We start from the raw sequence: 12,477 nt of genomic DNA on the forward strand, positions 1-12,477 counted from the left end.
CAGGCGGCTTTGTTTCGACTCATCAGTTCTGCTGGTAAAGGCTGCCGTTCGACGTCAGGTTGCGTGTTGCTTCACGCTGCGCGACCCAGTATTCGATCAGTTCCCTCAGCTGTGAAAGCTCGATGGGTTTTGCCATGTGCCCGTCCATGCCTGCCTGACGGGCGCGGTCCTTGTGTTCGGCCAGGATGTGCGCCGTAAGGGCCACGACCGGGGTCCGTACGCGCTGGTTGCCCACTTCCCAGGCTCGCAGTTGTTCGGTCGCCGAGAAACCATCGAGGATCGGCATTTCACAATCCATCAGGACCAGATCATAGCGCTGGGCTTTCATGGCACGCAGGGCTTCTTCGCCGTTGCTGGCAGTATCGGGGTGCAGATTGAGCTTTCCGAGCATGCCGCGGATGACCTTGGTGGAGATGCTGTTGTCTTCGGCCACCAGGATACGGAAGTCGCCGGGCACGCTGACCGGAGTGTTCAAGGAAGGCTGCGCCGGGAGAGGCACGACACCTTTGTTCAACTGGGTCAGTTCGTCCGCCAGTGTGGTCTTGAGCGTGTAACCGGCTACCGGCTTGGCCAGGATACGCTTGATACCGGCATTGCGGGCGATGATCTTGCTGGGTGCATTACTGATGCCGGTGAGCATGATCAGCAGGATATCGTGATTGAGGCTCGGGTCTTCCTTGATCTTGGCAGCCAGTTGCATGCCGCTCATGCCGGGCATGTTCTGGTCTAGCAGCACCACGTCGAAATAGTCGCGCAGATGCGCCTTGGTGCGCAGCAGCGCCAGGGCTTCCTTGCCGGACGGTACGGCACTGACGTTCAGGCCCCACGCACTGCATTGCTGCACCAGTACCTTGCGGCAGGTATCGTTGTCGTCGACGACCAGCACACGGGCATCCTTGAGCGGGCCGTCCAGATCGGTAGTCGGCTGCTCCAGCAGTTTGGAGTCCAGTGGCAGGCTCAGCCAGAGCGTGGTGCCCTGAGGGTTGCCGTTCTGGATGCCGAATTCGCCATCCATCAATTCCGTCAGCCGGCGTGCGATCACCAGGCCCAGATGGCCGCCGAGCTTGTTGCTGGTCAGGAAGTGCTTGCTGTGCAGTTCGGTGTGCATCAAGGCATCGCGTTCCTCGGTAGACAGGGGCATGCCGCTGTCCTGCACAGAAATACGCACGCGATGTTTGCCGGGTTTGGAGTCAAGAGCGACTGCCAGCAGGATCTCGCCCTCTTCGGTTTTCTTCAGGGCGTTTTCCAGCAGGCTCATCAGCGTCTGGCGCAGACGTGTCGGGTCACCACTGATGACGCGCGGAACCTGAGGGTGAATCATGCTGATCAGCTCGACATTCTGCTGCTCGGCCTTGGCGCGGAAGATATTCAGGCAGTCTTCGACCAGAGCGCTGATATCGAACTGCACATCGTCGAGTTCGATCTGCCCCGATTCCAGCTTGGTGATGTCGAGAATCTCGTTGATGAGTGTCAGCAGTTCGTTGCCTGCACTGTGGATGGTTTCCACATAGTCGCGCTGCTTGACCGACAGTGGCGTGTCCAGCAGCAGCTCGGTCATGCCGAGCACGCCGTTCATCGGGGTGCGTATTTCGTGGCTGATCTTGGCCAGGAACTCGGCTTTGGCATTGACCTCTGCCGTGCTGGCAGCCTGGTCGCGGCTGAGGCTGAACTTGTCCTCGGTAATGCTGCGCGAACGCTCGTTCAGGGCGATGCCCATCAGCAGGCCGCAGATACAGAAAACCCCCAGCAGGGCGAGGATCAGCCACTGCGGCGGGATCAGGCTCAGCCACAGCAGGCCCGGAACGATGACCAGATAGCCGAGGTTGAAGATGATCATCGAAACCACGAACAGGCGCGCCGGCCGGTAGCCTTTCTGCCAGTGCCAGATCGATACCGTCAGGATGCTCAGCGTGGTCAGGGAAACCAGCAGGAAAGTCATGACGTTGAGCGGCAGGCTGTCGAAGAGCAGTACCAGCAGCACACCCGTGCCCATGAGTACGGCGTCGATCTGCATCAGCCGGTCGAGTGGCTTGATGCCCCGATGCACAAAGAAGCAATAGGTATAAAACAGCCCCGCCACGGCGGCGAGCAACAGCGCAATGTGAGCGCCCGGAGTTTGCGCGATATGCCAGGTCTTGGCCATGTCGAGCAGGTTGAGCAGCAGGAACGCACTCAGCGCGAGCAGGGTTTCACAGGCTGCCAGCCACAGGTTGCTGCGCGATTTGGTATGCCAGTAGCGCGTGAGGTTCTGGGTGATCAGCATGATCAGCGCGCCGAACAACAGGCCGAACAGAAAGGGTTCGCGCTCATCTGCCGCGCTGGCTATCGCCGGTTGCAGCGTGATGCTGGGGCGCAGTTTCTGGGTCGAGACGAGTCGCAGATACAAGTCCAGCGTGACGTCGCTTTGCGGGACGGGTAGCAGAAAATCGTTGGAGGGCAGTCGCTGGTCCTGCTTGGGCACATCGTTGCCTGTGCGCAGGTGATCGACCAGCTTTTCGCCTTCGATGATGTACAGGTCTCCGCTGGCCAGGTCTGGCGCGAAGATGCGTATCAGTTGTTCGTGCCGGGTAGGAGGGACCCGATAGTGAAGCCATAGCGCGCTGTTGCGGTCTGCGGCAGTGACCCGTTCAAGGTCGATGGGGCTGAACTGGTTCTGGTAGCGGGCCGAGCGGATATCGTTCAGTTGCAGGCTTGCCTGTTCGTCGAGCAGCGTCGACCAGCCTGCGCCATGCTCGGCCTTGGCCGTAAGCATGAAGAGCAAGGACAGTAATCCGGCTGTTGAAACTATGGCAATCCTGAGCCAGCGCACGTTGATATCCCTTCCTGAGTGAATGCCTGATAACAGTGCGCAGTACCGGAGCAACCGACCAGCCCCCTTGTCAGGGGCTGGTCCGGCAGACTTATTCCTGACTCTCACCACGCTCACGGGCAATGGCGCGATAGCCAATGTCCTTGCGGTAGAAGCAACCTTCCCAATCAATCTTCGCAGCCAGGGCGTAGGCGTTTTCCTGTGCGTTACCGACGCTGTCGCCCAGTGCGGTTGCACACAATACGCGACCACCGCTTGTGACGACACGCTCATCTTTCAGTGCCGTGCCTGCATGGAATACCTTGCCCGGCAGTTGTGCCGCTGCATCCAGACCTTCAATCGCCGCGCCTTTGGCGTAATCGCCAGGGTAGCCACCGGCAGCCAGAACGATACCCAGGCTTGGACGAGGGTCCCACTGTGCTTCAACCTTGTCCAGTGCCTGGGCCAAAGCGGCCTCGACCAGCAGCACCAGGCTCGATTGCAGGCGCAGCATGACAGGTTGGGTTTCCGGGTCGCCAAAGCGGCAGTTGAACTCGATGACTTTCGGGTTGCCAGCCTTGTCGATCATCAGACCAGCATAGAGGAAACCGGTATAAACGTTGCCTTCTTCTGCCATGCCGCGAACAGTTGGCCAGATGACCAGATCCATGACGCGCTGGTGAACTTCGGCAGTAACCACAGGAGCAGGGGAGTAAGCACCCATGCCGCCGGTGTTCGGACCGCTGTCGCCGTCGCCGACACGTTTGTGGTCCTGGCTGGTGGCCATTGGCAGAACATTCTTGCCATCGACCATCACAATGAAGCTGGCTTCTTCGCCATCGAGGAATTCTTCGATCACAACTCGCGAACCGGCTTCGCCAAAGGCATTGCCTGCCAGCATGTCGCGAACGGCGTCTTCTGCTTCGGTCAGCGTCATTGCAACGATCACGCCTTTACCGGCTGCCAGACCGTCGGCCTTGATGACGATAGGGGCGCCTTTCTCACGCAGATAAGCCAGGGCAGGCTCGATCTCTGTGAAGTTCTGGTAGTCGGCAGTCGGGATCTTGTGGCGAGCCAGGAAGTCCTTGGTGAACGCCTTGGAGCCTTCGAGCTGAGCGGCACCGGCAGTCGGGCCAAAGCAGTCCAGGCCACGGCTGCGGAACAGATCCACGACGCCTGCAACCAGCGGGACTTCCGGACCAACGATGGTCAGGGACACGTTCTTCTCGGCAAAGTCGGCCAGTTGCTCAAGAGCCAGTACGTCGATGGCGACGTTCTCGCACTTGGCTTCGATGGCCGTACCGGCGTTGCCCGGCGCGACGAAAACCTTCTCGACCCGCGGGTCCTGAGCCACTTTCCAGGCAAGAGCGTGTTCACGACCGCCGCTGCCGATAATCAATACGTTCATAAGTGAAAGTCTCCTTCGGAGAAAAGCTACAAGCTGCAAGTGAAGGCTGATCGCGCAGCTCTCGAACTACAGCTTATGGCTTTGAAAAATTGAACTGCCGCATCAAGAAAGAACGGCGCAATCCGCTCTTTCTTGTCGCTTGCAGCTTGAGGCTCAAAACTGCAATCAGTGTCTGAAATGGCGCATGCCGGTAAATACCATCGCAATGCCCGCTTCGTCTGCTGCCGCAATCACTTCGCTGTCGCGCATCGAGCCACCTGGCTGGATGACGGCAGTGATGCCTGCCTTGGCGGCATTGTCGATGCCGTCGCGGAACGGGAAGAATGCGTCGGAAGCCATGACCGCGCCCTGAACCTGCAAGCCAGCGTGCTCAGCCTTGATGGCGGCGATGCGTGCGGAGTTCACGCGGCTCATCTGGCCTGCGCCGACGCCGATGGTCTGGCGATTCTTGGCGTAGACGATGGCGTTGGACTTGACGTACTTGGCGACTTTCCAGGCGAAGATCAGGTCGTGTACTTCGTGTTCGGTCGGTGCGCGCTGGGTGACGATCTTGAGGTCGGCAGAAGTGATCATGCCGATGTCGCGGCTTTGTACCAGCAGGCCGCCATTGACGCGCTTGTAATCCCAGGCAGCGCCACGTTCGGCAGCCCATTGGCCGGTGGTCAGCAGGCGAACGTTGGCTTTGGCCGCAACGATGGCAGCAGCTTCGGCGCTGACGCTTGGTGCGATGATGACTTCAACGAACTGACGGTCAACGATGGCCTTGGCGGTGTCGGCGTCCAGCTCGCGGTTGAAGGCAATGATGCCGCCAAAAGCGGATTCGGCGTCGGTGGCGTAGGCCAGGTCATAGGCCTTGCGAATGCCGCCTTCGTCGTCCGGGCTGACGGCGACGCCGCACGGGTTGGCGTGCTTGACGATCACGCAGGCTGGCTTGACGAAGCTCTTGACGCATTCCAGGGCGGCATCGGTGTCGGCCACGTTGTTGAACGACAGTTCCTTGCCTTGCAACTGGGTAGCGGTCGCGATGCCGACTTCGGCAGGTCTGGCCTCAACGTAGAACGCCGCGCTCTGGTGCGGGTTCTCGCCGTAGCGCATTTCCTGCGCCTTGATGAACTGGGTGTTGAAGGTACGCGGGAACTGGCTGCGGCCTTCGGTGCTGAGGGTTTCGGCGCTCTGGTCGACGCTGCCCAGGTAGTTGGCGATCATGCCGTCGTAGGCAGCAGTGTGCTCGAAAGCCTTGAGCATCAGGTCGAAACGCTGAGCGTAGGTCAGGCCGCCGGCCTTGAGGTTTTCCAGGACCTGGGCGTAGTCGCTGGCATTGACCACGATGGCGACGTCCTTGTGGTTCTTCGCAGCGGAACGAACCATGGTCGGGCCGCCGATATCGATGTTCTCGATGGCGGTCGGCAGGTCGCAGCCCGGCTTGGAAACCGTGGCTTCAAACGGATAGAGGTTGACCGCGACCAGATCGATCGGCTTGATGCCATGCTCGTTCATGATTGCATCGTCGATACCGCGACGACCCAGGATGCCGCCGTGGATCTTGGGGTGCAGGGTTTTGACCCGGCCATCCATCATCTCGGCGAAACCGGTGTAATCGGCCACTTCCACGGCTGCAACACCGTTGTCCTGCAGCAGCTTGAAAGTACCGCCAGTCGAAAGAATCTCGACGCCCAGCGCTTCAAGCTCGCGTGCGAATTCGAGGATTCCTGTCTTGTCGGAAACGCTGATCAAAGCGCGGCGGATCGGCAGGCGGGTAGTCTGGTCGGTCATTTCAATTTCCATCAAAAGCAAAGGAAGTCAGCAAAAAAAGGCGACCGCTGTGCAAGGCGGGTCGCCTTTTCTGTATTGAATAATGCTTAAAGCAGGTCGTACTGCTTGAGTTTCTTGCGCAGCGTGCCGCGATTGAGGCCCAGCAGTTCGGAAGCCTTCGTCTGGTTGCCCTTGACGTAGTTCATCACGCTTTCGAGAAGCGGAGCCTCGACTTCCGACAACACCAGGTTGTACACGTCAGTGACGGAAGCGCCTTCGAGGTGGGCGAAATAATTGTGCAGCGCCTTCTCGACACTGCCGCGCAGGGTCTGACCCTCTTCGCTCGGCGTGTTGAGGTGCTGTTTCAAATTGACGTTGTCACTCACGGGTGTTGTTCCACTCACTAAAGTCTCGGTCATCATCGTCATGCGGCCACCTCTTCTTTATTCTGGTTATCCGGGCCCTTGTAGCCTTGGCTCAAGAACTCCCGGACGTTGGCGCACTGTGCTTCCGTATCTTCCAAACGATTGAAATGGGCGCGAAATTCCCTGGCGCCCGGCAAGGTTGCGAGATACCAACCGACATGCTTGCGTGCAATACGCACGCCCATCACGTCCCCATAGAAGGCGTGGAGGGCTGTCAGATGTTCAAGCAGAATACGTTCCACTTCACTGACCGGCAGCGCTGGCAGTTTTTCGCCAGTACGCAGGTAGTGATCTATTTCACGAAAAATCCATGGTCGCCCCTGGGCGGCCCTTCCAATCAGTAGCCCGTCCGCTCCGGTGGCCTGTAGCACGTACCGGGCTTTTTCGGGTGAATCGATGTCGCCATTGGCGAATACCGGAATCGACATCGCCTGCTTGATTTCGGCAATGGTGTCGTACTCGGCTTCGCCGGTGTAAAGGTCTGCACGGGTCCGACCGTGAACCGCCAGCGCCTGTATTCCTGACTGTTCGGCGATTCTGGCGACCGTAAGGCCGTTCTTGTTGTCGCGGTCCCAGCCGGTGCGGATCTTCAGGGTCACCGGTACATCGACTGCAGCCACTACGGCCTGCAGAATCTCACTCACCAGCTTTTCATCTTTCAGAAGCGCCGAGCCTGCGGCCTTGTTACAGACCTTCTTGGCCGGGCAGCCCATGTTGATGTCGATGATCTGGGCACCCAGTTCGACATTGGCCCGCGCTGCCTGCGCGAGCATCTGCGGATCACCGCCGGCGATCTGGACCGAGCGGGGCTCGGGATCACCTTCGTGGATCATGCGCAGACGCGATTTGCGACTGTTCCACAGGCTCATGTCACTGGTGACCATTTCCGATACCACCAGGCCTGCGCCGAGTTCTCTGCACAGTTGCCGGAAAGGCTGGTCGGTGACGCCCGCCATCGGGGCGAGAATCAAGCCATTCTGTAACGTATACGGACCGATGCGTACCGCCGACATAGCTTTACCTATCGTGGGGCCGGATCATCCGCAGGCCGTGTAAAAAACCGTTCCACACGGTCTGCAACAGCCCCGTCTTCAGTTGCTTGCGCAACCTTGAGACTGAACCGAGAGTTTGAAAAAGGGTTGGCATGATACCCGCTCTCGATGACTGGATAAAGGCTGAATTGGATAAAATCTGAACAGTTATTTTCTTATCGCTAACGGTTCGCTTTTTGGGCGAAATGTCATGAAAACTTCGCTATTTATGCTTCATGGCCCGCGCAGACGTGCTTTCAGGCACCTGAGAGCATCGGCGGGCAGGGTGAGGCCGGGCTCATTCCGGTGAGCGGAAGTTCAGGCTGTAATTCACGGCTTTGGCGCCAGGATCGAGGATATCCAGCGCAATATGGATCGGTGTCTGGGGTGGCATCTCTTCCTTGCCAGCCATTTCGCCGCTCAAGTATTCGCCCGGTTTGAACCGACGACTGGCAATGAGCTGACCGCTGGTATCGGCAAATCTTAGCTCAAGAAGCGGAAACGGCTGTGAGAATGATGCGCGGTTGTAGATGATTGCGTCCACTACCAGTGCGCCCTGGAACTCCGGATGGCTGCGCACCACCAGATTGCTGCTCTTGAGCAGTGCAATGTCGACCTTCGATGGCACCTTGCAGTCAATTTTCGGGCAGATCTGCTGGAACCAGGAGCGGTACTGGTCCTGTCTGGCCAGATGGTCGAAGTGATACCAGATGTACTGGCCCGCCAGCCCTGCCAGGGCGAGCAGAACCAGCAGGCCCCAGAACAGGCGGCGTCCCCAGCGTGGCTTGGGGCGTTGCCAGTCCAGTTGCAGCGGGTCATCGGTCAGGTCCAGAAGTGCCTGATCGCGCACCGCCGGTTCGTTTCGCGTGCGTTTGCCGCGAGGGGCGATCGATGGCTCGTGTTCGTCGTCGTGATTGTCTTCCTCTTCATCCCGTGCCGACCAGCGCTCAGTGCTTTCACTGGTTGGCTGCTTGCGGGAGCTGAGTGCCGGCTGGTCATCGTCCAGATCGACGTCGCCCAGTGACAATGACGGCTCGGTCCGTTCACGGCCGGCAGGCTGCTCGGGTTCGGGGCTTGAGTCGGGTTCGGGCTCCGCAGTCGGCTCTGTGGCGGTGACAACTTCGGCCTGTATTTCCGGCAGGTGGCTGACATCGTCATTGCGCAGGCTGCCGACCCATGTGCTTTCTTCGGCTTCCGCATTGTCCCGCTGGGCCGTCAGCAATGCATCGCCGTTGCGGGTGTTTGCCTTGCCGAAGGTGTCGGGCAGCTGGATTTCCCGCTGTTCAAGCCGGGCGAGTTCTTCGTCGAGGTCCAGATTGTCCAGGTCGAACTCGCTGACCTTCCAGGGATCGTCATCTTCCGGGATGACTTCCTGAGGTGCCGGAGTCGGTTCGGGCTCGACGATCGGCGCGGGAGGCGCTTGTTCGGTGACTTGCGGGGCGGCGATTTCCTGTGCGGGCGGTTGCGTGATCTCGGGTTCGTCGGCCGAGCGCTGCTCCAGCAGTTGCCGGGCGGCATTGAAAACCTGCAGACAGGCTCCGCAGCGCACCACGCCGCGGGCCACGCTCAGTTGGGCGTGGCTGACTCTGAAACTGGTTTGGCAGTGGGGGCACTGGGTGACGAAGCTGTCGGTCATGCTGCTGTCCGGTTCAGGCGGCTGTTAACGGCGACGACCTGTGATGCGTACCCAGCCATCACGGTTGGCGATAGGGTCCAGATCGAATGTAGCAGCATAGGCTGCGGCTACTTCCTCACCTTGTTCTGCAAGAATTCCGGACAGTGCCAGACGACCGCCGGTCTTGACCAGTGTTGCCAGTTGCGGGGCCAGCGATACCAGCGGGCCGGCCAGGATATTGGCGACCAGCACGTCGGCCTGTTGCTGGGGCATGTCTTCAGGCAGGTATAGCGGGAAGCGCTCGGCTGCGATGTTGTTGCGTCCGGCATTGTCACGAGAGGCTTCAAGTGCCTGAACGTCGATATCGGTGCCCACTGCCTGCTCGGCGCCCAGCAACAGTGCAGCGATCGCCAGGATGCCCGAGCCACAGCCGAAATCCAGCACGTTGCAGCCTTTGAGGTCCTGGCCGTCCAGCCATTCCAGGCACAGGGCTGTGGTCGGGTGGGTGCCGGTGCCGAATGCCAGGCCCGGATCGAGCAGCAGGTTCACGGCGTCAGGCTCTGGAGCAGCGTGCCAGCTCGGGACGATCCACAGGCGCTGGCCGAAGCGCATTGGCTGGAAGTTATCCATCCAGCTGCGCTCCCAGTCCTGGTCTTCGATGACTTCGGCGGTGTGCTCGGGCAGTTCGGCGTCGGTCAGCAGGCGCAGGTGCGCCAGTGCCAGATCGGCGTCGGTGTCGGCTTCGAACAGGGCCAGCAGGTGGGTGTGTGCCCACAGCGGGGTGGTATTGAGTTCAGGCTCGAAAATCGGCTGGTCTTCGGCATCCATGAAGGTCACGGATACGGCGCCGACTTCAAGCAGCGCGTCCTCGTAGGTTTCGGCTTGTTCTGGGCTGATGGCGAGGCGGACTTGCAGCCAAGGCATGGCGGATTACCTTCGAGTCAAAATGTGTGCGCGGTACTGCCGCGAAGAAGCGGGCAAGTTTACTTCTATGCGGCGCAAACAACAAAGCCGCATCGCTGCGGCTTTGTTGATCTGAAACACGCTGACTTATTGATTGGCCAGTTTGTGCTCAAGATAGTGGATGTTGACTCCGCCTTCGCAGAAGCCTTCATCACGGGTCAGGTCGCGGTGCAGCGGGATATTGGTCTTGATCCCGTCGACCACGATTTCGTCCAGGGCATTGCGCATGCGTGCCATGGCTTCGTCGCGGGTCGCGCCCCATGTGATCAGCTTGCCGATCAACGAGTCGTAGTTCGATGGAACCTTGTAGCCGCTGTACAGATGCGAGTCTACACGCACGCCGTTACCGCCTGGCGCGTGGAAGTGCTTGACCAGGCCCGGGCTCGGAATGAAGGTTTTCGGATCTTCAGCGTTGATACGGCATTCCAGCGCATGGCCCGTGATGACAACGTCATCCTGGGTGTACGACAGTTTGTTGCCGGCGGCGATGCTCAGCATCTCCTTGACGATGTCGATACCGGTGACCATCTCCGAAACCGGGTGCTCTACCTGAACTCGAGTGTTCATTTCGATGAAGTAGAAGCGGCCGTTCTCGTACAGGAACTCGAACGTGCCGGCGCCACGGTAGCCGATGTCCACGCATGCTTTTACGCAAGCTGCGAACACGTCCTTGCGGGCTTGTTCGTCGATGAACGGTGCCGGTGCTTCTTCCAGGACTTTCTGGTGACGGCGTTGCAGCGAGCAGTCACGGTCGCCCAGGTGAATGGCATTGCCCTGGCCATCGGAAATGACCTGAACTTCCACGTGACGTGGGTTGGTCAGGTATTTTTCCAGGTAGACCATCGGGTTGCTGAACCAGGCAGCCGCTTCGGCGCGGGTCTGGCTGGCAGCTTCGATCAGGTCTTCCTCGCGGTGAACCACGCGCATGCCGCGACCACCACCGCCACCGGCGGCCTTGATGATCACCGGGTAGCCGACTTCACGGCCGATGCGCAGCGCGGTTTCTTCGTCTTCCGGCAGTGGGCCGTCAGAACCTGGAACCGTCGGTACGCTGGCGCGCTTCATGGCGTCCTTGGCGGAAACCTTGTCGCCCATCAGGCGAATGGTGTCTGCTTTTGGGCCGATGAAGGCGAAGCCCGATTTCTCTACCTGTTCGGCGAAATCCGCGTTTTCCGCAAGAAAGCCGTAGCCCGGGTGAATCGCCGTGGCGCCGGTCAGTTCGGCTGCCGAGATGATTGCCGGGATATTCAGGTAGGACAGGTTGGCTGGAGCCGGACCGATACAGACGGTTTCATCTGCCAGGCCCAGGTGCATCAACTCGCGATCTGCCGTGGAGTGTACAGCGACGGTCTTGATGCCCAGTTCCTTACAGGCACGCAGGATGCGCAAGGCAATTTCGCCGCGGTTGGCGATCAGAACTTTTTCCAACATCGCAGGCTCTCCCCGGTTCAAACGATAGTGAACAGCGGCTGGTCAAATTCAACCGGCTGACCGTTTTCTACCAGGATGGATTCGATCACACCGCTGGCTTCTGCCTGGATGTGGTTCATCATTTTCATCGCTTCGACGATGCAGATGGTGTCGCCTTTCTTGACGGTCTGGCCGACTTCGACGAATGCAGGCGAAGTAGGTGCCGGAGTGCGGTAGAACGTACCGACCATTGGCGACTTGACCACGTGACCGTTCAGCTTCGGAGCCGAAGGTGCTTCTGCGGCAGCAGCAGCGGCAACCGGTGCGACCGGAGCAGCAGCTACAGGCGCGGCAACTGGAGCCGGCGCGTAATACGGTTGTGCCGGAGTCTTGCTGTGACGGCTGATCCGTACGGATTCTTCGCCTTCACGGATCTCCAGCTCGTCGATACCAGATTCTTCCAGCAGTTCGATCAGTTTCTTGACTTTGCGAATATCCATTAATCATCAACTCCCAAGGGGTCTGTCAGGGCATTTCGGCAGCCGGTTCAAGCCGTGAGGGCCAGCGATGCTGGTCCGGTCATGGCTTGGAGCTAACGGCCAATTGTTCCAGGGCGGCCTCCAGGGCCAGTCGGTAACCGCTGGCGCCAAGGCCGCAGATCACTCCTACAGCAGCATCTGAAAAGTAGGAGTGATGGCGGAAAGGTTCGCGTTTGTGCACGTTTGATAAATGCACTTCGATGAATGGGATGCTCACTCCCAGCAGCGCGTCACGTATTGCCACACTTGTATGTGTAAAAGCAGCCGGATTGATGATGATGAAGTCCACGCCTTCGGTGCGTGCAGCATGGATTCGGTCGATCAATTCGTACTCGGCGTTGCTTTGCAGGTACATCAGATGGTGACCGGCATCGCGAGCGCGCTGCTCCAGATCCTGGTTGATTTGAGCCAGGGTGACGGCACCATATATCCCGGGCTCGCGAGTACCGAGCAGATTCAGGTTGGGGCCGTGCAGTACCAGGAAAGTCGCCATCGTTTATTCCTTTATTTTGTTTACGGGCGTTCACGCCCGGCGACTATGCCGCA

At 59.4% G+C, this 12,477-nt stretch carries 10 protein-coding genes; all 10 read right to left on the reverse strand.

Annotated elements, in window-relative coordinates; all coding sequences use genetic code 11:
• Positions 1 to 22: 22 nt before the first annotated feature.
• The 10 genes from JL015_RS24740 to aroQ all read right to left on the reverse strand — a co-directional run bounded on the left by JL015_RS24740 (position 23) and on the right by aroQ (position 12,424).
• Positions 23 to 2,809, reverse strand: coding sequence for a hybrid sensor histidine kinase/response regulator (locus JL015_RS24740; protein WP_201020346.1), 2,787 nt, complete (start codon positions 2,807 to 2,809; stop codon positions 23 to 25).
• Positions 2,810 to 2,900: 91 nt separating this feature from the next.
• Complete coding sequence (gene purD / locus JL015_RS24745) at positions 2,901 to 4,196, reverse strand: phosphoribosylamine--glycine ligase (protein WP_201005024.1); 1,296 nt, start codon at positions 4,194 to 4,196, stop codon at positions 2,901 to 2,903.
• 165 nt (positions 4,197 to 4,361) lie between these two features.
• Positions 4,362 to 5,969, reverse strand: a complete 1,608-nt coding sequence (purH, locus tag JL015_RS24750; protein WP_201020347.1) for a bifunctional phosphoribosylaminoimidazolecarboxamide formyltransferase/IMP cyclohydrolase — start codon at positions 5,967 to 5,969, stop codon at positions 4,362 to 4,364.
• Positions 5,970 to 6,055: 86 nt separating this feature from the next.
• Positions 6,056 to 6,376 carry a DNA-binding transcriptional regulator Fis gene (gene fis, locus JL015_RS24755; protein WP_002555375.1) on the reverse strand — a complete coding sequence of 107 codons (321 nt, stop codon included), beginning with the start codon at positions 6,374 to 6,376 and terminating at the stop codon, positions 6,056 to 6,058.
• Positions 6,373 to 7,386, reverse strand: a complete 1,014-nt coding sequence (dusB, locus tag JL015_RS24760) for a tRNA dihydrouridine synthase DusB (protein WP_201020348.1) — start codon at positions 7,384 to 7,386, stop codon at positions 6,373 to 6,375. The genes fis and dusB overlap by 4 nt, the downstream gene beginning before the upstream one ends.
• A gap of 316 nt (positions 7,387 to 7,702) precedes the next feature.
• Positions 7,703 to 9,040, reverse strand: coding sequence for a DUF3426 domain-containing protein (locus JL015_RS24765; RefSeq protein ID WP_201020349.1), 1,338 nt, complete (start codon positions 9,038 to 9,040; stop codon positions 7,703 to 7,705).
• 24 nt (positions 9,041 to 9,064) lie between these two features.
• Entirely contained in the window at positions 9,065 to 9,943 is an 879-nt protein-coding gene (gene prmA, locus JL015_RS24770) for a 50S ribosomal protein L11 methyltransferase (RefSeq protein WP_201005017.1), read from the reverse strand.
• 126 nt (positions 9,944 to 10,069) lie between these two features.
• On the reverse strand, positions 10,070 to 11,413 hold the full coding sequence (gene accC, locus JL015_RS24775; RefSeq protein WP_201005015.1) for an acetyl-CoA carboxylase biotin carboxylase subunit: 1,344 nt from the start codon (positions 11,411 to 11,413) through the stop codon (positions 10,070 to 10,072).
• A gap of 17 nt (positions 11,414 to 11,430) precedes the next feature.
• A complete protein-coding gene (gene accB / locus JL015_RS24780; RefSeq protein WP_201020350.1) occupies positions 11,431 to 11,892 on the reverse strand; it encodes an acetyl-CoA carboxylase biotin carboxyl carrier protein in 462 nt (153 codons plus the stop codon).
• Positions 11,893 to 11,971: 79 nt separating this feature from the next.
• A complete protein-coding gene (aroQ, locus tag JL015_RS24785; protein ID WP_201005012.1) occupies positions 11,972 to 12,424 on the reverse strand; it encodes a type II 3-dehydroquinate dehydratase in 453 nt (150 codons plus the stop codon).
• Positions 12,425 to 12,477: the final 53 nt, after the last annotated feature.

Source organism: Pseudomonas cichorii, assembly GCF_015471405.1.
In the GTDB taxonomy this organism is placed as follows: domain Bacteria; phylum Pseudomonadota; class Gammaproteobacteria; order Pseudomonadales; family Pseudomonadaceae; genus Aquipseudomonas; species Aquipseudomonas serbiensis.